Annotated in this window: 20 protein-coding genes; 5 read left to right on the plus strand and 15 right to left on the minus strand. The window is 39.8% G+C overall.

Going from position 1 to position 20,097, the window contains the following annotated elements:
- Positions 1–6: 6 nt before the first annotated feature.
- Positions 7–1,053, plus strand: coding sequence for a LacI family DNA-binding transcriptional regulator (locus tag QQS39_RS12570; RefSeq protein ID WP_151435581.1), 1,047 nt, complete (start codon positions 7–9; stop codon positions 1,051–1,053).
- Here QQS39_RS12570 and yfcD read toward each other — a convergent pair.
- A complete protein-coding gene (gene yfcD, locus QQS39_RS12575; RefSeq protein WP_151435582.1) occupies positions 1,050–1,592 on the minus strand; it encodes an NUDIX hydrolase YfcD in 543 nt (180 codons plus the stop codon). The genes QQS39_RS12570 and yfcD overlap by 4 nt on opposite strands.
- A 198-nt stretch (positions 1,593–1,790) precedes the next feature.
- Between yfcD and QQS39_RS12580 the strand changes: the two genes are divergently transcribed.
- Together QQS39_RS12580 and QQS39_RS12585 are read left to right on the plus strand one after the other, a co-directional pair.
- A complete protein-coding gene (locus QQS39_RS12580) occupies positions 1,791–2,405 on the plus strand; it encodes a glutathione S-transferase N-terminal domain-containing protein (RefSeq protein WP_285804647.1) in 615 nt (204 codons plus the stop codon).
- A gap of 66 nt (positions 2,406–2,471) precedes the next feature.
- Positions 2,472–3,377, plus strand: a complete 906-nt coding sequence (locus tag QQS39_RS12585) for a TIGR01777 family oxidoreductase (RefSeq protein ID WP_151435584.1) — start codon at positions 2,472–2,474, stop codon at positions 3,375–3,377.
- A 190-nt stretch (positions 3,378–3,567) separates the two neighbouring features.
- Here the strand turns inward: QQS39_RS12585 and QQS39_RS12590 are convergent, their stop codons facing one another.
- The 11 genes from QQS39_RS12590 to QQS39_RS12640 form a co-directional block, all read right to left on the minus strand.
- On the minus strand, positions 3,568–4,149 hold the full coding sequence (locus tag QQS39_RS12590; RefSeq protein WP_196569520.1) for a UbiX family flavin prenyltransferase: 582 nt from the start codon (positions 4,147–4,149) through the stop codon (positions 3,568–3,570).
- Positions 4,150–4,268: 119 nt separating this feature from the next.
- The gene (purF, locus tag QQS39_RS12595) at positions 4,269–5,786 is read right to left on the minus strand and encodes an amidophosphoribosyltransferase (protein WP_075670606.1); all 1,518 of its coding nucleotides are present in this window, start codon (positions 5,784–5,786) and stop codon (positions 4,269–4,271) included.
- Between the two features lie 30 nt (positions 5,787–5,816).
- Positions 5,817–6,308, minus strand: coding sequence for a colicin V production protein (gene cvpA / locus QQS39_RS12600; protein WP_023581692.1), 492 nt, complete (start codon positions 6,306–6,308; stop codon positions 5,817–5,819).
- Between the two features lie 184 nt (positions 6,309–6,492).
- Positions 6,493–7,155 carry a cell division protein DedD gene (dedD, locus tag QQS39_RS12605; protein ID WP_285804648.1) on the minus strand — a complete coding sequence of 221 codons (663 nt, stop codon included), beginning with the start codon at positions 7,153–7,155 and terminating at the stop codon, positions 6,493–6,495.
- Complete coding sequence (gene folC / locus QQS39_RS12610; protein ID WP_285804649.1) at positions 7,145–8,443, minus strand: bifunctional tetrahydrofolate synthase/dihydrofolate synthase; 1,299 nt, start codon at positions 8,441–8,443, stop codon at positions 7,145–7,147. Before folC ends, dedD begins: the two co-directional genes overlap by 11 nt.
- A complete protein-coding gene (gene accD, locus QQS39_RS12615) occupies positions 8,436–9,398 on the minus strand; it encodes an acetyl-CoA carboxylase, carboxyltransferase subunit beta (protein WP_151435588.1) in 963 nt (320 codons plus the stop codon). The genes folC and accD overlap by 8 nt, the downstream gene beginning before the upstream one ends.
- Before the next feature lie 169 nt (positions 9,399–9,567).
- A complete protein-coding gene (locus QQS39_RS12620; protein WP_285805898.1) occupies positions 9,568–10,248 on the minus strand; it encodes a DedA family protein in 681 nt (226 codons plus the stop codon).
- 45 nt (positions 10,249–10,293) lie between these two features.
- The gene (gene truA, locus QQS39_RS12625; protein ID WP_285804650.1) at positions 10,294–11,178 is read right to left on the minus strand and encodes a tRNA pseudouridine(38-40) synthase TruA; all 885 of its coding nucleotides are present in this window, start codon (positions 11,176–11,178) and stop codon (positions 10,294–10,296) included.
- On the minus strand, positions 11,178–12,188 hold the full coding sequence (locus tag QQS39_RS12630; RefSeq protein WP_285804651.1) for an aspartate-semialdehyde dehydrogenase: 1,011 nt from the start codon (positions 12,186–12,188) through the stop codon (positions 11,178–11,180). Before QQS39_RS12630 ends, truA begins: the two co-directional genes overlap by 1 nt.
- A gap of 45 nt (positions 12,189–12,233) precedes the next feature.
- Positions 12,234–13,376, minus strand: a complete 1,143-nt coding sequence (gene pdxB, locus QQS39_RS12635; RefSeq protein ID WP_285804652.1) for a 4-phosphoerythronate dehydrogenase PdxB — start codon at positions 13,374–13,376, stop codon at positions 12,234–12,236.
- Positions 13,377–13,525: 149 nt separating this feature from the next.
- A complete protein-coding gene (locus tag QQS39_RS12640) occupies positions 13,526–14,308 on the minus strand; it encodes an AraC family transcriptional regulator (protein ID WP_151435593.1) in 783 nt (260 codons plus the stop codon).
- A gap of 121 nt (positions 14,309–14,429) precedes the next feature.
- On the opposite strand from QQS39_RS12640, the gene QQS39_RS12645 reads away from it, so the two are divergent.
- The gene (locus QQS39_RS12645; protein WP_151435594.1) at positions 14,430–15,350 is read left to right on the plus strand and encodes a DMT family transporter; all 921 of its coding nucleotides are present in this window, start codon (positions 14,430–14,432) and stop codon (positions 15,348–15,350) included.
- Positions 15,351–15,912: 562 nt separating this feature from the next.
- Here the strand turns inward: QQS39_RS12645 and fabB are convergent.
- Positions 15,913–17,124 (minus strand): beta-ketoacyl-ACP synthase I, encoded by a 1,212-nt coding sequence (fabB, locus tag QQS39_RS12650; protein ID WP_023581685.1) that lies wholly within the window; start codon positions 17,122–17,124, stop codon positions 15,913–15,915.
- 205 nt (positions 17,125–17,329) lie between these two features.
- Between fabB and mnmC the strand changes: the two genes are divergently transcribed.
- On the plus strand, positions 17,330–19,378 hold the full coding sequence (gene mnmC / locus QQS39_RS12655) for a bifunctional tRNA (5-methylaminomethyl-2-thiouridine)(34)-methyltransferase MnmC2/FAD-dependent 5-carboxymethylaminomethyl-2-thiouridine(34) oxidoreductase MnmC1 (protein ID WP_285804653.1): 2,049 nt from the start codon (positions 17,330–17,332) through the stop codon (positions 19,376–19,378).
- 64 nt (positions 19,379–19,442) lie between these two features.
- On the opposite strand, the gene QQS39_RS12660 is transcribed toward mnmC, so the two are convergent.
- Together QQS39_RS12660 and QQS39_RS12665 are read right to left on the minus strand one after the other, a co-directional pair.
- The gene (locus QQS39_RS12660; protein WP_285804654.1) at positions 19,443–19,760 is read right to left on the minus strand and encodes a type II toxin-antitoxin system YafQ family toxin; all 318 of its coding nucleotides are present in this window, start codon (positions 19,758–19,760) and stop codon (positions 19,443–19,445) included.
- Positions 19,738–20,028: a type II toxin-antitoxin system RelB/DinJ family antitoxin gene (locus tag QQS39_RS12665; RefSeq protein WP_196735084.1), complete on the minus strand. Its 291-nt coding sequence runs from the start codon at positions 20,026–20,028 to the stop codon at positions 19,738–19,740. The genes QQS39_RS12660 and QQS39_RS12665 overlap by 23 nt, the downstream gene beginning before the upstream one ends.
- Positions 20,029–20,097: the final 69 nt, after the last annotated feature.

Genomic DNA, 20,097 nt, shown 5'->3' on the forward strand with positions numbered 1-20,097 from the left:
TCACACATGATCAAAACACGTAAGCGCCGAAATACAGGTCGCGTCACATTACAAGATGTCGCTAAACATGCAGGAGTCGGATCAATGACCGTTTCTCGTGCATTGCGAACCCCTGAATTAGTTTCTGATAAATTACGAGAAAAAGTTAATCAAGCCGTAGAGGAACTTGGCTATATTCCTAATGCCTCGGCAGGTGCTTTAGCTTCAGCACAAAGCCATATTATTGCGGTACTGTTGCCCTCTTTTACAGATAGAGCCAGTGCAGATTTTATGCAGTCTTTACAACAAATCCTCAATCGCCATCAGTATCAAATTTTGGTGGGTTGCTATGAGCATCAACCTCATAAAGCCAGTGATGTGATTAATATGCTATTACAAAGTAATCCTGCTGCATTAGTCATCTTTGGTTCACAACTTAGCCCAACGCATTTTTTACATATCAGTAATGCCAATGTGCCTGTTGTCAGTGTTGCCAGTCAATCCGATGAACAAGCAGCTATTAGTATTGATTGTTCTTATGAGCAAGCTGCATATGATTTAACAAACCATTTAGTCACCCAAGGAAAGCGTTGTATTGGCTATATTGGTGCGTTACAAGGGCAACGCCTACACCACCAGCAAATAACAGGTTGGTCTCGTGCATTACTCAAAAATTATTTAAATGCTGAGCAAAGTGTCACTACGCCTGATCCCGCATCTATGGCATACGGTCGGCAGGCATTAACAGAGATTTTATTACGCCAACCCGAACTAGATGCGGTTATTTGTAGCCATGAGAGTATTGCACTAGGTATGATTTTTGAGTGTCAACGTCGATTAATTAAGATCCCACAAGATCTGGCTATCGCTTGTTTAGAAGGCTCTGAAAATAGTGATCAGATATCCCCTTCTCTTACATCAATTCGTTTTGATTATCATAAAATGGGAAAAGAGGCAGGAAAACATCTGATTGCACTTTTACAGCGTTTAAGAGACGAAGATGATAACGCTATATTCGAAGATACCGTTATCAACTATGCTTATCAATTTGAGTTGGGGCAAAGCACCCCTTAATCTACGGTTTCTCTACTTTCTAGGCGTGTACTGTTGTTACGCGTTAACCAAAGAGAGAGGGCTTTTAATGAATCAGGCGTGAATTCATCACAACGCTCAGTAATTTCAGAGGGAGTTAGCCAACACACTTCCTCAATTTCTTCTGCTTGCAGTGCGAAAGGTCCATGAGAAACACAGCTAAACAAGCTTCCCCATACACGACAACTGTCATCATCATAATAAAATTGACCATGCTCCGCAAAAGGGACGCCCGCAATACCTAACTCTTCTTCTGCTTCACGACGCGCACTTTCAAGTAAATTTTCACCTTGTTGAACCACCCCGCCCGCAGTAGCATCTAACCAACCGGGATAAAAATCTTTTATTTCAGTGCGACGCTGCGCCAAGATTTTCCCCATTCCATCATGAACAACGATATAAGTTGCTCTATGTCTTAGATTTTCAGCTCGCATTTGTTGACGTGTTGCTTGTGCAACGACTTCATTTTTATCATCAACAATATCAACCCATTCAACCAATGCCGTCTTTTCTTGTTCCATCCTCAACAAACCTTTTTTAACCGATACTAAACGATCGTAATTTTTATCCTGAATATACCAAAATCACTATTTTTCACCACTACAATAATCATACGTAACTTGTTTTATCCATCTTGCGCTTTTTTGCTTTTTATGATGTTAGAAGGCAGACTGTGATTATATTGTGTATTTAGTGCCTACTTTATTTTGGAGCCTTTAATGATTGACTTATATTATGCAGATACCCCAAACGGCCAAAAAATAACGCTTTTTCTCGAAGAAACTGGCATACCTTATCAGTTACATCACATAGATATTAGTAAAGGTGATCAATTTAAACCTGAATTTTTAGCCATTTCACCCAATAATAAAATTCCTGCAATTGTAGATAACTCACCTATTGATGGCGGTGAACCTATCACTATTTTTGAATCAGGTGCTATTCTTATCTATCTAGCTGAAAAAAGTGGCAAATTGCTCAGTCAAAATTTACGGGAAAAAACAACACAACTACAATGGCTGTTTTGGCAAGTCGGTGGATTTGGTCCAATGTTGGGACAAAATCATCACTTCACCCGTTATGCCACAGAAAAAGTTCCTTATGCGATTAAACGTTATACTGAAGAAACACTGCGTTTATATAGCGTATTAGAGAAAAGGTTAGCGCACTCACCTTACCTTGGAGGCAAAGAGTACAGCATTGCGGATATCGCCACATATACATGGGCTAGATTACACGCTCACCACAATATTGATTTGGCAAATTATCCCGCAATTGATAAATGGCTAAACAACATAAGCCTGCGCCCAGCAACGAAAAAACTCTTTGGCTAATATAGGTAATTCATATATCTGGATGATATTTATTCTTTATCAAGCAAGCAGATCAGGAGGATTGTGATGAAAATACTTATCACAGGTGGTACAGGATTAATTGGCAAAGCATTAGTTTGTGAGCTTGCACTCGCCAATAATGATATTACGGTGCTTTCTCGTTCGCCTCAAAAAGTTTATTCGCATTTTTGTAATGAAATCACCTGCTGGACTCAACTCAACGATAAACAAAATCTTAATGAGTTTGATGCCGTTATTAATCTTGCTGGAGAACCTATTGCAGATAATCGTTGGACACCTTCTCAAAAGCAAAAACTGATTAATAGCCGTTGTCATTTAACCCAGAAATTGGTTGATTTGATTAAAGCTAGCGATTCTCCCCCTGCTGTTTTTATTTCTGGCTCCGCAGTAGGCTTCTATGGTGATCAACGTGATACACGAGTTACAGAAGAGACGCCAGCAAATCCTGAATTTACACATGAGCTTTGTGCAAAATGGGAGCGTATCGCGCTTGAAGCACAAACACCATTAACTCGAGTTTGCTTGTTACGTACAGGGATTGTACTTTCAACTCTCGGTGGCGCACTGCCTAAAATGAGCAAACCTTTTAAGTTAGGTTTAGGCGGCAAATTGGGAAGCGGAAAACAGTATATGCCGTGGATACATATTGATGATATGGTCAGTGCGATTGTTTTCTTGCTTAAGACCCAAAACGCTAAAGGTGCTTTTAACTTAACAGCCCCTAACCCTGTACAAAATAAAGAGTTCACTCGCCTTTTAGGAAAGACCTTTAATCGCCCAGCCTTAATGACTGTTCCCGAAAGCCTATTACGTTTGATAATGGGTGAAAGCGCGGCATTAGTATTGGGTGGGCAACAAGCCATTCCTGAAAAATTACTCAATGCCGGCTTTGAGTTCCGTTATCCACAACTAGAAGAGGCATTAAAAGATATTATTACCACAGGAAAATGATCTCTTTTAATTCGAAATAGGCATTCTACCAATAGGATACTCTAAATAATTCAAGATGTAGCTAGGCGACAAGTGAATGAGTCGCTAGTCACATACAATAGTATGTGACTAGCGCGAGTAAACGCGGTCAACAACGCTACAACTTGAAGTATGACGAGTAACGCTGCAACTTGAAGAATGAGGAATATACTTAGCGACTTGGCTTATCGCCCTCCCACCTTTGAAATAAATCATCAGGTAAATCAATCTCAAACTGATCAAGTACACGATTTACTGTTTGATTAACAATATCATCAATTGTTTTAGGCTGAAAATAGAATGCAGGTACTGGTGGCATAATCACTGCGCCTAACTCTGAAGCTTGTGTCATTAATCGCAAATGACCTAAATGCAGTGGCGTTTCACGCACACATAACACTAACTTACGCCCTTCTTTTAATACCACATCTGCAGCACGAGTGACTAAAGTATCTGTATAGCTATGAACAATACCTGACAGGCTTTTGATTGAGCATGGTAATATGACCATTCCATTAACACGAAACGATCCTGAAGAGATAGATGCGCCAATATCGCGATCGTCATAAATCACATCTGCTAAAGCATGAATATCTTTTAGCGAATAATCAGTTTCTAATGAAATCGTACGGCGTGCAGCTTGGCTAATCACTAAATGTGTTTCAACTGACGGCACAGATTTTAGTATTTCTAATAAACGTATACCGTAAATTGCACCACTGGCACCTGTTAGCCCAACTATCAGCTTTTTCATTATAATCCTCAGAATATATACCTTTGTTAATCATTATGATGATTAACCCTCAAAAAACAAGCGTCGATGCAGAACACACTGGCATCGACGCTTTATAAGGATGGTATCTTACCGAAAAATCAGCCTTCGTTATAGATTTCTAAATTTTCTATTTCATTCTGATCACGAATTTTATGTTCATCATCACGACGTAGATTTTCTAAATAATCCAAGTAATCTTGGTCGATATCTTTCGTAATATAAACACCGTCAAATACAGAACATTCAAACTGATTAATATCTGGATTCTCTTCTTGTACTGCAGCGATTAAATCAGTGAGATCTTGGAAAATAAGCCCATCAGCACCAATTAATTTACGAATTTCATCCACTTCACGTCCATGAGCAATAAGCTCATTGGCATTTGGCATATCAATACCATACACATTAGGAAAGCGAACTTCTGGTGCTGCTGAGGCAAAATAAACTTTTTTTGCACCCGCTTCTCTTGCAAGTTCGACAATTTGCTCTGACGTTGTGCCACGTACAATAGAGTCATCAATCAACAGAACATTTTTATCACGAAACTCTGCGCGATTTGCATTCAGTTTACGTCTTACTGATTTACGGCGCTCTTGCTGACCCGGCATAATAAAGGTACGACCAACATAGCGGTTTTTGACAAAGCCTTGGCGATAAGGTTTATTGAGAATATGCGCAATTTCTAAGGCAATATCACAAGATGTTTCAGGGATTGGGATCACGACATCAATATGTAAATCATCCCACTCTTTGGCAATTTTAGCGCCTAATTTCTGCCCCATGCGTAAACGCGCATTATAAACCGAAATTTTATCGATAAAAGAATCAGGGCGAGCAAAGTAAACATACTCAAACAAACAAGGCATCAACTGCGGATTTTCAGCACATTGGCGAGTAAAGAGTTGTCCTTGCTCTGTGATATAAACCGCTTCACCCGGTGCAACATCACGTAAAAATTCAAAACCTAACGTATCAAGTGCAACACTTTCAGATGCAACCATATATTCATGGCGACCATCTTCTAAGGTACGTTTACCCAATACTAAAGGACGAATACCAAAGGGATCACGAAAAGCCAGTAAACCATGACCGATTATCAAAGCAACACAAGCATAAGCCCCACGGAGTTTTTTATGCATTGCTGCAACGGCTGCAAAAATATTATCAGGCTCCAGCGGAAAATGGTCAAAACGGTCTAATTCATATGCCAATACATTGAGTAATATTTCAGAATCAGAGGTGGTATTGATATGGCGACGCGCTGTTTCAAATAATTGGCGACGTAATAAATGCGCATTGGTTAAATTACCATTGTGCGCCAACGTAATACCAAAAGGTGAATTCACATAAAAAGGCTGCGCTTCTGATGCACTAGAACTACCCGCTGTTGGATAACGGACATGCCCTATCCCGATAGTACCTTTTAAACGCAACATATGACGAGTTTCGAACACATCTTTAACCAGTCCGTTCGCTTTGCGAAGACGGAAACCGTTGTTACCGTCTATTGTTGCAATGCCTGCTGCATCTTGACCTCGGTGTTGTAACACCGTTAACGCATCATAAATTGATTGGTTTACTGGATTAGCTCCAGCGATACCGACAATACCGCACATGAATAGATCCTCATCAGCCAGACGGAGAGGTTATATTCTCTCCGACACGAAACTTGACGCATTTTGCAGGTAGTCAAAGAACCACCTAATAATATGGTTGAATTGAGGAATAAGCTCCGAACGTTGCCAATCAGCGCTATCTGCCATAGGCGTAAATGCGCCTAAAACAAAAAGTAATGCTGAGACTATCAGCACGCCTCTTAAAGCCCCGAAACAGACCCCCAATACACGATCTGTACCTGATAACCCTGTGCGTTGAACAAGAGAGCTAATCACATAATTCACAACAGCACCAACAATCAGTGTTGCAATAAATAACGTGACTATTGCAATCCCGTTACGAACCAGCTCATCTTCAAACCGGGTAAAATAGACGGCAAGATAAGGATAAAACTGACTAGCAACAAAGAAACCACAACCCCAGGTGATGAGTGACAATGCTTCACGAACAAAGCCACGGATCAGGCTGACTAATGCGGAAAAACCAATAATGGCAATGATGGCGTAATCTATCCAGACCATAAATTCTTTATCCAATAATGATGCTCCGCATTAATACGGAAGCATTCTAACAGAAAACGAAAACGTTTGCGTAATGCTAATTTTCGCTAATTTCAAAATAATTTACGGCGATATGAAAAATCATAATCGCCGCAATAAGTTAACGCTTTGTTACATCACTCATCTGATGACTCGTTTAGAAAAATTAAGGCTTATATGCCCTTACCTCACCTTGTAAACCCGTAAGTTCTTTTAAATGAGGCAAAATAGCCTGTAATTCTGACTTAGATGCACTAGGACCAATGTAAATTCGAGTCACTTGCCCAGCAACAGGGCGTGCGGGTACGGTATATACCGGATAACCTGAGAAATGCATTTTTGCAATAATTTCTTCTACCTTCGCCGCATTTTTCAACGCACCTAATTGAACAACCCAAGCCTCGCCTTTTGGTGGCTTAGTTTCTTGCACTGGTGGTGCTGGTGGTTGCACGGGTGGCGTAACTACAGCAGGAGGCGCTGGCTGTGGTTGTGGTTGCTGTGGTGGTTGTTGTGGTTGTACCGGTGGTGTAACAGGTACCACCGCAGGCGGTTCAGGCGTTGTAACAGCAGGTTGTTCAACGCCTGTCACTGCTTCAGAAAGCATACCTTCAGATGCGCCTTCTGATGGAGTAGAAGGCACTGCGGTTTGCTCTATCGGGGCGATAGATTCTATTTCTTGCTCATCACCGGGTTTGGGTACTAAAGGAATAGAGGCGAACTGGTCTTCGTTATATTTCTTATCGCCGTCGAGCAGTGCAGGTAAAAAAATGACCCCTACTGCCACCAATACAACGGCACCGACTAAGCGATTTTGAAATTTACTTGCCACCCACACTCTCCTTTTCCAAAAGTTCCATCACATGCGCGACAGTATGAAATGAGCCACAAACCACAACGATATCGTTAGGAGCAGCATCAGACATTGCTTGTTGCCATGCCTTTTCAACACTATCGAATACCATTGGTTTCTCAAGATGCTGAGCTAACACATCCGCAGAAGCACCACGAAACTCATTAAGTGGAGCGACATACCAATGATCAGTCAATGGCGTTAAGCACGCTAATGTTCCTGCTATATCTTTATCACCCAGCATACCAACAACAATACGCACTTGAGTATCAGATTTTTGTGGTAATTGTGATAATTTTTCCGCTAAATATCCTGCTGCATGAGGATTATGTGCCACATCAAAGATAACCAAAGGATGTTGAGAAATTACCTGAAAACGACCCGGTAATTGAGCACGAGACATACCTTCAACAATGCTTTGCTGTGTGATTGCTTGACTGACTTTATCATCAGATTTAAGCAAGCAACGAATAACACCCATCGCTGTCGCCGCATTGGCTAGCGGAATATTAGGGATTGGCAACGCATCAAATTCACAGTCAGCACAACGCCACTGCCAGTGATCGCCTTCAATAACAAAAGACCAATCTGTTCCACGACGAAAAAGCTTGGCGTGTTTTTCATTGGCTACTTGTGCAATGGAATGAGGCATATCCGGCTCGCCCACAACAGCATAGTGATTGGCTCGGAAAATACCGGCTTTCTCGTGACCAATATGCTCTCTATCTGCACCTAACCAATCAGTATGATCGAGGGCAATACTTGTGATAGCAGCAATATCTGCATCAACGATATTCGTCGCATCTAACCGACCGCCTAATCCTACTTCAAGAATAACAACATCAAGTTGTGCTTGTTGAAATAACTTCAGCGCAGCCAAAGTGCCGTATTCAAAAAAGGTTAGCGAGATATCGCCTCTAGCTTGTTCAATTTCAGCAAAAACGTCACAAAAAGCATCTTCAGCGAGTTCTTTGCCTTGGATACGAACGCGTTCTGTATAACGAACAAGATGAGGAGAGCTATAAACGCCGACTTTCAATCCTGATGCCATCAAGATTGACTCTAGCATATGACAGGTTGTGCCTTTTCCATTCGTGCCTGAGACAGTGATTACCTTCGGCGCAGGACGTAACACGTTTAATATTTTTCCTACCTTGCCGACTCGCTCTAACCCCATATCAATGGCACTAGAGTGTAAATGTTCAAGATAAGAAAGCCACACCGACAAAGGCGATGTGGCTTTAGGAGCAGTTATGATATTAGACATCTTCTTTTTTATTCGTTTCGATGTTAATTTCTGGCTCGTTGTCTGTAGATTCAATTTCATCAGCAATCATTTCTTCACCGATGATTTCATTTTCATCTTCGACTAAATCATACTGAGTCAGCTTAGCCAGTAATTCAGCCAGCTCATCACGCATTTCAGGGCGGCGAATAATCATATCAATCGCCCCTTTTTCTAGCAGGAACTCACTGCGTTGGAAACCTGCAGGTAGTTTTTCACGTACTGTTTGCTCAATAACGCGAGGACCTGCAAAACCAATCAATGCTTTAGGTTCAGCAACGTTGATATCCCCTAACATCGCTAAACTGGCAGAAACACCACCCATTGTAGGGTCAGTCATAACTGAAATATAAGGTAAACCACGCTCTTGCATTTTTGCTAATGCTGCACTGGTTTTTGCCATTTGCATTAATGACATCAGCGCTTCTTGCATACGAGCGCCACCACTTGCAGAGAAACAAACTAATGGGCAGTTATCTTCTAATGCTTGTTCAACAGCACGAACAAAACGAGCGCCAACAACAGAAGCCATTGAACCGCCCATAAACGCAAATTCAAAGGATGCAGCAACAACTGGCATCTTTTTCAGCGTTCCTTTCATCACGATTAATGCGTCTTTTTCTTGCGTTTGTTTTTGAGCAGCGCTGATTCTGTCTTTGTATTTTTTAGAGTCGCGGAATTTCAGAATATCTTTAGGCTCTAATTCGCTACCTAATTCTGTTGTACTTCCTGAATCAAGGAAAGTCTCAAGGCGACGGCGCGCTGAAATGCGCATATGGTGATCACATTTAGGACAAACCTCTAAATTACGCTCTAATTCTGCGCGATAGAGTACCTGCCCACAGCTGTCACATTTAGTCCAAACCCCTTCTGGGATATTGGCTTTACGTGAACTTGTGATAGTGCTTTTGTTTAGAATTTTTTCAATCCAGCTCATTAATGGACCTTTTCGTCTGAATCTGACCTTCGCCAGTAAAATTATTGTTAGCGTATCAACCACAATGCACTGGCTGTGTGGTTAGCAAAGTTTATGATGATACCGCTTACTGAATTTCAGCGCATCTCTTTATTATGGCTATTCTACGGCAAAAACTGATGATAACTGCTCAAACCTCTTTGTTATCACTTTCTTTCTTTGCTTTTGCACTCGCTCTGCGATGGCGTAAGATCTCAATAACGCCCGGTAAAATAGAAATAACAATAATGGCAACAATTAGCAATTTTAAGTTCTTTTGAACTATATCTAAGTCACCAAAAAAGTATCCTGCATAAGTAAATAGTAGTACCCATGCAATTGCCCCAGTAACATTATAAAAGGCAAAGTGACGATATGACATTTTCCCCATTCCTGCAACGAATGGTGCAAAAGTTCGGATAATCGGCACGAATCTTGCCAAAATTATTGCTTTACCACCATGCTTTTCATAAAAAGCATGGGTTTTATCTAGATATTCACGACGGAAAATCTTTGAATTAGGCTTACTAAATAGTTTTTCACCAAAAAGCCGCCCAATAGAATAGTTAACCGCATCACCTAAAATGGCTGCACAAAGTAGCAGTAAAACAATAATATGGACATTCACATCATTAGTTTCTAATGAGGCTAAAGCACCAGCAACGAATAATAAGGAGTCTCCGGGTAAGAAAGGCGTTACCACCAACCCTGTTTCACAAAAAACAATAAGAAACAAAATGGCATAGACCCATGTACCATATTGTGCGACAAGCTCTGCTAAATGTGCATCAATATGTAAAATAAAATCAATTAGAAATTTAATTAAATCAATAAATTGCGTTAATATTTCCATAAATCCTCAGAAAACTGGGTGTCTTTATGATTGAGATATCTCAATAGGGTTATCCGCTAAAAATAGTGGACCCATTGCAGGTTTTGGTAATTCAAAATGATCAGGATAATCCACCGAAACTAAATACAATCCATTCGCTTTCGCTGTTGCTGCAGCTTTAGTTCTGTCTTTTAAGGCTAATAATTCAGCCATCCAAGTAATATCCTGATTGCCACACCCTATTTCTAGAAGGCTGCCAACAATATTTCTCACCATATGGTGAACAAACGCGTTCGCTTTGATATCCACCACAACATAGTCACCATATCGGGAAACATTGACATGCATAACGTTACGCCATGGCGTTCGCGATTGGCATTGGACAGCTCTAAAAGAAGTAAAATCGTTTTCACCAAGTAAACATTGCGCTGCTTGATGCATACGTTCAGCATCTAAAGGATAATGAAAATGCGTCACTCCAGATGACAAGATAGCAGGACGATAACGGTGATTAAAAATTACATAGCGATAACGTCTTGCTGTTGCACTAAAACGAGCATGAAAATCATCAGAAACTGTTTTTACCCAACGTATTGCAATATCCGCAGGTAAATGGGTATTCACCCCCATAGTCCAAGCGGGATCTTTACGATGTGCCGTTGTTTCAAAATGAACAACTTGCCCTGTTGCATGTACGCCAGCATCAGTTCTCCCCGCACAAAACACAGATATAGGCTCATTAGCCACTTGTGAAAGTGCTTTTTCTAACCGTTCTTGTACACTGCGCACTTCATTTTGGCGTTGCCAGCCATAATAGCGACTACCATCATATTCAACGCCTAAAGCAATTTTGATTGTTGTGCTTTCAGAAGTAACCGCTGACTCAGTCAAAGGTTGTTCTGCCACTTCAGCACTCACTTGCACATTCATTAGTAAAACTGCTCCTGCATTAATTGCTCTGCAACTTCAACTGCCATTAATGCCCCACCAAAGCGCACGTTATCTGCTACTGACCAAAATTGTAATGCTTCTGGCATACCATAATCATTACGGAAGCAACCTAAATTCAAGCTCACATTGCCTGAAGCATCAGTGACTTGAGTTGGAAAATCATTTTCATCACTAATATTAAGATCTTCATTTTCTTGTAATGTTTCACGCGCTTCATCACTTCCCATTGGGCGTGAGGTTTCTAATTGCACTGACTGTGCATTACCATAGAAAACAGGCGCTTGCAGCGTAGTAACGGAGATTGGTAAGCCTTCGTCTTGCAAAATTTTACGAATTTGGTCAACCATACGACGCTCTTCTTGTATAGAGCCTTCGTCATCAACCATTAAAGGTAAGATGTTAAATGCTAGTTGCTTATTAAAGCGACCTAATTCAGGAGGGATACCGTTAAGTAAACGGGCGCTTTGCCCTGCCAGTTCATCTACAGCTTGTTTTCCAAAACGAGAAACCGACATTAAGTTTGTCACGCTAAGACGCGTTAAACCCGCAGATTCTGTTAATGGATTAATGGCACGTAATAATTGGCTCACCATGCTATCAGCAATTGAAACAATATTACGAGTACGATATTCCGCTAGCATTGCACTGTTCACGCCTGGAACCACCAGCGGTACATCCCAATCCATTGCAAAAATGCCACTGCAATCAATAACAATACAGCCAGCATCAGCCGCTTGTTGTGCATATTGCGCACTGATTTCTGTTGGTGCGGCAAAAAAAGCTAATTGAATATCAGCCCACTCGATATTGTGAATACCTTGAACCGCAACACTTTTGCTATTTACACGCACTGATTTCCCAATGCTATCTTCACTTGCGATTGCAGTTAATTCACCAATGGGAAATTCACGCTCTTGTAGCAGTTCTAAAATCGCTTCACCAACAGCGCCTGTTGCACCAACAACTGCAATATTCCAACCTTCTCCCATAAGATATCCTCCAATACCAGAAATTTTTAAAAATAATATTTTGCTTTATTTGTGTGTGGCACTTTTATATGTAGCACTAAAGCCAATTGTATTTAATGTATCAACCGTAGCTTGATTGTCACAAATGACATGGAGTGAAGACCACTCACGACGTACAGGATAAAATTTGCGTAATTTATCAAACTCCCCTTTTATTCCTGCCACTTTCCGTAATGGGGCATCATCACGACGCACATCATAAACAAGATGAATAAGTTGTTTTAAAAGTGTTTGTGTTAACTCACCTTGTACTGAAATGGTGGAAATAGTCGGTGCAGGCAACAGAGTTGATAATTCAACTTGTTGAGGCTGCCCAATAAAATCACAATAAGCTTCAAAAACTTGAGTTGTACCACGCGCCTTACCTTCTAAGGTATAACCCGCAATATGTGGTGTTGCGATATCAACTTTATTTAATAGCTCAATAGAGAGATCTGGCTCTGGCTCCCAAACATCCAATACAACACGTAAGGATTTACCTTTCTCAAGTACAGACAATAATGCTTGATTATCAACAACCTCGCCACGGCTCGCATTAATTAAAATGCGTCCTTCAGGTAATTTTTCGAGGTTGCTCTCATTAATTAAATGATAACTTTTGTATGGGCCTGATTTATTGAGAGGTGTATGGAAACTTAGAATATCTGCTTTTTCTAACAATGTTTCCAATGGATGAAACTCTTCATCATCACCATTATCTGCTCTTGGTGGATCGCAAAGTAAAACATTGACACCCAATGCGCGAAGGCGTGTTGCTAATCGCCCCCCCACATTTCCCACACCAACAATACCAACGACTTTATCGGTTAATTGAAAGCTATCTTGCTCAGCTAATATCATCAAAGCAGAAAATACATATTCAACAACCGCGATAGCATTACAACCTGGGGCTGATGAAAAACCAATTTGTTGCTGTTTTAACCATGCAATATCGACATGATCGAAACCCGCAGTCGCAGTTCCAACAAATTTTACTGGCTTGCCTGATAATAAGGATTCATTGACTTTAGTAATTGATCTCACCATTAAGGCATCAGAATCATTCAGCTCATCAGTAGGTAATGGGCGACCAGAAACAGCTTTTACCTCACCTAATTGGCGGAAAAGTTGTTCCGCATAAGGCATATTTTCATCAACCAGAATTTTCACGGTGTTATCTCACTGATTTGGTATTTATGTGTGTCAACAATCAATCGAAAAATAAAATTAAGCGGTCTATTTTGCCACTTATTCACAGCAAAGCCTATTATTGACAGTAAAATCCGCCTAGATTTTAAGTAAATATATGAAAAGAAGGCTTAACAATTGGGTAATCGACGAAAACGTTCCGGTGTTGTACCAGCATATTGTTGAAACATCGCAATAAATGAAGATGAAGAGCTATATCCCACATCAAATGCGATTTCATTCACGCTTTTCCCTTGCTCTAATAAAGAAATTGCATGTAAAAAGCGTAGGCGCTTACGCCATTCACTAAATGACATACCTAATTCTTGTTGGCAACGACGAGAAAGTGTTCTTTCTGAGGTATAACGCTTTTTAGCCCATTCTTCTAACGAGGTATTATCTGCCGGGTCCTGCTCTAATACAGAAAGTATGGGAGCCAGTAATTTATCTTTAGAAGATGGTAAATATGTATGATGTATTGGCGAAGCTTTAAGTTGATCAATTAGTACTTGAGCTAAGCGAAAATCTTCTTCTGTTTGTGGTTTACACACACCACGATGAAAAAAATCGGAAAATATAGTTGAAAAAATAGCACTTAATTGAATCAAACAAGGTTTGTCTAATAATCCTTCACACCAACTTGGTGCGATATCTAGTACCTTAAAAGAGAGTGTTTTTTTATTGTAGCTGGCATGCCCTACGTTTTTGGGTATCCATACACTAAATTCTGGTGGCGCTAAAAACCGCTGTCCTCCGGCTTCTAAATCCATCACACCAGAAATCACATAAAGTAACTGACCAAAATCATGTTGATGATAAACAAACTCTGTTTCAGCTAATAGTTGCTCATCACGAAATCGAACCGTATCGGGATCAGACAATAACCATTGCATTTTTTGTTGTTCAATTGTCATCTTTATGTTGTTCTCTTGTCATGTTGTCTTTATTGGTCTACATGTTGTCTGGTTTTCATTATATATATCTAATCAGACAGACTTACAATAGCGACCTGGTTTAAAAATAGATGTGAGAACAATGAAAAACGCAATTTTTCCGCTTTTAGCGGTGCTAATCTGGTCCATTAATGCAGTCGTCAATAAAGCAGCCGCGTCTGTTATCGATCCTGCTGCAATCTCTTTTTATCGTTGGTTCCTCGCCTTTTTAATTATGACACCTTTTTTGATTATGCCAGTTTGGCATCATCGTAAAACCGTCAAACAATATTGGTGGAAATTATTTATTCTTGGTGCATTAGGGATGGTGATGTACCAAAGTTTAGCTTATTATGCAGCACATTATGTTAGTGCAACATTTATGGGGATCTTGAACTCTCTCATCCCATTATTAACCGTTATTATTAGTATTTTTGTTTTACGTGTTGTACCTACGGTCGGTATTGTTTTAGGCACAGTACTTTCAATTAGTGGCTTAGTTTGGCTAATTAGCCGTGGCGAACCCTCTCAGCTACTTTCCCAAGGTTTGGGTTATGGTGAGCTGATGATGTTTATTGCTTCGGCGTCATACGCCCTTTATGGTGTATTAACAAAACGATGGTCAATTGCACTACCTAACTGGCAATCACTTTATGTGCAAATTGGATTTGGTGTTCTGTTATTATTGCCAAACTTCTTTCTTGCCGAAAGTGTTGCGTTAACAAAAGATAATATTGGATTAGTTATCTTTGCAGGTATCGGAGCTTCTATTCTTGCACCTTATCTGTGGATTTTAGGTGTGATGAAATTAGGTGCAAATACGACCTCTATATTTATGAACCTAATGCCATTATTTACTGCAATGATTGCTATCGCACTTCTCGGTGAAGAAATGCATAGTTATCACTTAGTGGGCGGTGGTATTGTGTTACTAGGTGTGCTCTTAGTGCAACAACTTAGAACACCACTGAATTTCCGACGTCAGTCTGCTCAGAAAAAAGCAGATTGTCATCAGGAGATGTGAGTCAATGTCAAAAAGACAACAATAAAAAAATGCCGGCTAAATTCTTAGCCGGTCACATTCATATGTTAGGTTTAATAAATAAAACTGACACAAGAAATCAAAGTATAAAATATAAAGTAATACAAGTATCCGTGGCAAACATTACCAACTTTTATATTAAATAGCTTCTACTTATTTGTAATAAAATAACCCAGATCAATTTTTTTGCGCTCTTTTTGTCTTATTCAACCTTTCCATTCTCCTAACCCCATATAAAACAAAATATTTAATAATTTCGGGTCAAATTAAATTAAACGATTGAAATAAAATGAAGCTAATTTATTTTTCTCAACATAAACAATATATTAACAAAATTTGTCTATTTTATTAGAGTAATAAAATGAGCAACTATTAGGAAAGGTATTTTTAAGCGTTGTTTATATAATCTTTTTTTAATGATTTTTATTCGAAAGATATCTTTATTAGAATAATAAATTATTATGTATAATGAATTTCAAATAAAAAAGCAGACCTCATTAAAATGAAGCCTGCTTTTTTTATAAGTAAATATAAGTATATCTAACTATTTTTTATATTTGCTCATGACTAATGAAGCATTCGTACCACCAAAACCAAAGCTATTTGACATTACAGTCTCCAGCTTCTGTTCGGTTGGTTGAGTAATGATATTCATTCCCTTTGCTTTATCGTCTAATTCTTCGATATTGATGCTTGGTGCAATAAATCCATGCTCTAACATCAGTAAGCTATAAATTGCTTCATGCACACCAGCAGCACCTAATGAGTGACCTGTCATGGCTTTTGTTGCTGAGATAGCTGGAGTATGCGAACCAAACACTTCAGTGATAGCTTCAAGCTCTTTTAGATCACCAACTGGCGTTGAAGTACCGTGTGTATTGATATAGTCAACTTTATCAATACCTTGCATTGCCATTTGCATACAACGTACAGCACCTTCACCTGAAGGAGCAACCATATCTGCACCATCAGATGTTGCACCATAACCTACGACTTCACCATAGATATGAGCACCACGCGCTAATGCGTGTTCTAACTCTTCAACCACCACAATACCGCCACCGCCTGCGATAACAAAACCATCACGGTTTTTATCGTAAGTACGAGAAGCTTTGGTTGGTGTTTCGTTATATTTAGTTGAAAGTGCGCCCATTGCGTCAAATTCGCAGGTCATTTCCCAACTTAACTCTTCACCACCACCAGCAAAGACAACATCTTGTTTGCCTAACTGGATAAGTTCAACGGCGTGACCAATACAGTGTGCTGATGTTGAACAAGCAGAGCTGATTGAATAGTTAACGCCTTTAATTTTGAAAGGTGTTGCTAAACAAGCTGAAACACCTGATGCCATTGCACGAGTTACCATATAAGGACCTACGCCACGTAGACCTTTCGCTCTCATGCCATCAGAACCTTGCACTTGGTTACGTGGAGAACCACCACCAGAGCCAACGACTAAGCCAGAACGGATATTTGAGACTTGGTCTTCTGTTAGACCTGAATCGGCAATTGCCTCTTGCATAGATAAATAGGCATAAACCGATGCGTCGCTCATAAAACGGCGGATTTTACGGTCAATAAGACCTTCAGTATCAAGCTTAACATTGCCCCAAATGTGGCTACGAAGCCCCATCTCTTTAAATTCTTCTGAGAAAGTTATCCCGGAACGACCTTCTTTTAAAGAATCCAGCACTTCTTTCTGGTTATTACCAATGCTCGAAACAATACCCAGACCCGTGATCACTGCGCGCTTCATTCATACCTCTTTACAATAATAGTTGTAGCTGCGGGATTTCTGACTAGCACTTTAGCGTACAGTTGTACGCTGAACAAGTCCGATCAGGATCTTTTTTACAAAAATAAAGATAAGCTGATAAAACACTTTCCCCTTTAAGGCTGGCACAAGCCATCTAACAGCGCTAAGATATTGGATAAATTTTTCGAGAAATACAGGCAGTTCCGTGAATAATAGCCCGATAAATACTGCGTCTTTAAGTTGGAATGAACTTGGTACACCTATCTCTGAACAATTTGGCGATATTTACTTTTCAAACCAAGACGGTCTAGAAGAAACTCGACATGTGTTCTTGCATGGAAATCATTTTCCATCACGTTTTGGTACACATGTACGCTCTGAATGTGTTATCGCAGAAACAGGATTTGGTACTGGGCTTAATTTTCTAACACTATGGCAAGCTTTCGAGCAATTTAGGCAAACATCTCCTGACTCTCGTGTAAAACGCCTTCATTATGTAAGTTTCGAAAAATTCCCTCTAACTAAAAGTGATTTACGAGCCGCACATCGCCATTGGCCTGAACTCGAAAAATATTCACAAGCGCTTTGTTCTCAATGGCCATTAGCCATTGCGGGTTGCCACCGCATTATTCTTGCTGATGGAACAATTACATTGGATTTATGGTTTGGTGATATCAACACATTGTTACCCCAAACTCGCCAAGCGCTACATAACAAAGTGGATGCATGGTTTTTAGATGGTTTTGCGCCTTCTAAAAATCCACAAATGTGGAGTGAAACTCTCTTCCAATCGATGGCTGATTCAATGAGAGAAAACGGCACATTTGCAACATTTACTGCCGCAGGGATCGTCAAACGAGGTTTGCAGAGTGTCGGTTTTGAGATAAATAAAATCAAAGGATTTGGCCAAAAAAGAGAGATGCTGACAGGTGTTTTTCCACATACTCCATCTCCTGAGTTTCTCCCTTACTATGCAAGACCAAGTGCAACCAAAGCACAGAATATTGCAATTATAGGTGGCGGTATCGCCAGCACATTTATGGCACTTTCCTGCCTAAGACGGGGTGCCAATGTCACTTTATATTGTGAAGATAAACAGCCTGCAACTAATGCCTCAGGCAATCGACAAGGTGTGTTATATCCTTTGCTCCATGGCAAATCCGATGAACTAGAACAATTTTTTACAACCGCATTTCTATTTGCTCACCGCACTTATGACAATCTGAGTAAAATAGGTATTCCTTTTTCACATCAATGGTCTGGCGTTGCACAGGTTATTTATAACGATAAAGTGCGTAAAAAAGTACAGAGGATCATCGATAATTCCATACCTTTTGCTCAAATTGCGTGTTATCTCGATAAAAATGAAATCAATAAACTCAGCGGAATAGACATTAATTATGATGCTTTGTTTTATCCACAAGCGGGCTGGCTTTCACCGACTGAGCTAACAATCAATACATTAAAGTACGCAGAACAATTAGGATTAGTGTTGCGATTTAATCATCAAGTAACTCAAATAAGTACACAAGAAACATCTTGGTGCTTAAATATTGTTCATCATGATGGAGAGCGTACGACACAATATCAATCACAACATGATTGCGTCATTTTGGCAAATGGGCATCGAATTGTAGACTTTACTCAAAGTGAAAAATTACCCATTAGCGCAGTCAGAGGTCAAGTTAGCCATATTCAAACAACAAAGACATTATCAAAACTAAAAACAGTACTTTGTTATGATGGCTATTTTACCCCTGTCGATAATCAAGATAATTTGCATTGTGTAGGTGCAAGTTTTAGCCGTGATCGATTAGATTTAGCGGTCTCGACTCAAGAGCAAGAAAACAACCAAGCACATCTTATGCAGTGTTTAGCCAAAGCCCCTTGGATTAAAGAAGTTGATTTTAGCCAAAATGAAGCGCGAGTTGGTATTCGTTGCACTATTCGCGATCACTTACCGTTATTAGGCGAAGTACCTGATTTTGATAAATTGCGAGTGGAATACACGCATTTAGATAGATTTAAGCGTAGAAGACAAATTCCCGCTTTAGCACCCGCTTATCATCAGCTTTATATTATCAGTGCGCTTGGCTCTCGTGGATTATGTTCAGCACCGTTATCGGCTGAAATTCTGGCAAGCCAAATTTTTGATGAACCCTTTCCCGTTGAAGATAGCGTGTTAAATGCCTTACACCCAAATCGTTTTTGGGTAAGACCATTACTACGTGGAAAACCGATTGAAGTGAAATAGCCAAGGTGACAAGTAGCATTGAAGCACTTAATTGAATTGATTATTAATAATAAAAGAAAATATTTTAGCCAAATAATTCGCTATGAGACCCAATATCAACAAAAGTGATCAAATTTTCATTATCTGAGATGCGGTAAACCAAAAGAAAATCACCACCAATGTGTAATTCTCTTGCACCTGCCCATTCATTACCTTCAAGTTCATGATCTAGATATTCAGGAGGGATCATTTTCTGGGTAAATAATATCTCCATAATGCTAATCGCCTCATTCATATCCCGACGACCCGCTCTGTTATATCTTTCCCATGATTTTTTAAAAGTAGATGTATAAGCAACCGACCTTGGTTGCTTAGCTCGCTTATTTTTTGCTTTTTGATTCACTCGTTGTTAACTCCGACATCATCTCATCCAAAGAAGAGAATTTTTGTTCAATGAGCATCGCTTCTTTGAGTGCCTGAGCTGTCTTTAGCGAAGGTGTTTTATGCTTAATTTCAAAAGGAATTTTTTGCTCTTGCACAACTTGTTCTAAAAATAAACGAATAGCACTACTAATTGTTAATCCACAACCTTGTAAAACATTCGTCGCTTCAATCTTTAAATGCTCATCTATGCGACTACGAACATCTGTCGTTTTTAATAAAGCACTCATATCATACCTCCAAACACCAAAAATGTAGCTACAATGTAGCTACTTTTAATGATAAATATATCACCTTTC

The organism is Proteus appendicitidis, assembly GCF_030271835.1.
Taxonomy (GTDB): Bacteria; Pseudomonadota; Gammaproteobacteria; order Enterobacterales; family Enterobacteriaceae; genus Proteus; species Proteus appendicitidis.

Excerpts from the sequence above, each read along its gene's own strand:
- yfcD (WP_151435582.1), bottom strand. The coding sequence starts at position 1,592 with ATGGAACAAGAAAAGACGGCATTGGTTGAATGGGTTGATATTGTTGAT.
- QQS39_RS12665 (WP_196735084.1), bottom strand. The coding sequence starts at position 20,028 with ATGAGTGCTTTATTAAAAACGACAGATGTTCGTAGTCGCATAGATGAG.
- QQS39_RS12630 (WP_285804651.1), bottom strand. The coding sequence starts at position 12,188 with ATGGGAGAAGGTTGGAATATTGCAGTTGTTGGTGCAACAGGCGCTGTT.
- folC (WP_285804649.1), bottom strand. The coding sequence starts at position 8,443 with ATGTCTAATATCATAACTGCTCCTAAAGCCACATCGCCTTTGTCGGTG.
- accD (WP_151435588.1), bottom strand. The coding sequence starts at position 9,398 with ATGAGCTGGATTGAAAAAATTCTAAACAAAAGCACTATCACAAGTTCA.
- QQS39_RS12570 (WP_151435581.1), top strand. The coding sequence starts at position 7 with ATGATCAAAACACGTAAGCGCCGAAATACAGGTCGCGTCACATTACAA.
- QQS39_RS12585 (WP_151435584.1), top strand. The coding sequence starts at position 2,472 with ATGAAAATACTTATCACAGGTGGTACAGGATTAATTGGCAAAGCATTA.
- QQS39_RS12640 (WP_151435593.1), bottom strand. The coding sequence starts at position 14,308 with ATGACAATTGAACAACAAAAAATGCAATGGTTATTGTCTGATCCCGAT.
- QQS39_RS12590 (WP_196569520.1), bottom strand. The coding sequence starts at position 4,149 with ATGAAAAAGCTGATAGTTGGGCTAACAGGTGCCAGTGGTGCAATTTAC.
- QQS39_RS12645 (WP_151435594.1), top strand. The coding sequence starts at position 14,430 with ATGAAAAACGCAATTTTTCCGCTTTTAGCGGTGCTAATCTGGTCCATT.
- truA (WP_285804650.1), bottom strand. The coding sequence starts at position 11,178 with ATGAATGTGCAAGTGAGTGCTGAAGTGGCAGAACAACCTTTGACTGAG.
- fabB (WP_023581685.1), bottom strand. The coding sequence starts at position 17,124 with ATGAAGCGCGCAGTGATCACGGGTCTGGGTATTGTTTCGAGCATTGGT.
- purF (WP_075670606.1), bottom strand. The coding sequence starts at position 5,786 with ATGTGCGGTATTGTCGGTATCGCTGGAGCTAATCCAGTAAACCAATCA.
- QQS39_RS12580 (WP_285804647.1), top strand. The coding sequence starts at position 1,791 with ATGATTGACTTATATTATGCAGATACCCCAAACGGCCAAAAAATAACG.
- cvpA (WP_023581692.1), bottom strand. The coding sequence starts at position 6,308 with ATGGTCTGGATAGATTACGCCATCATTGCCATTATTGGTTTTTCCGCA.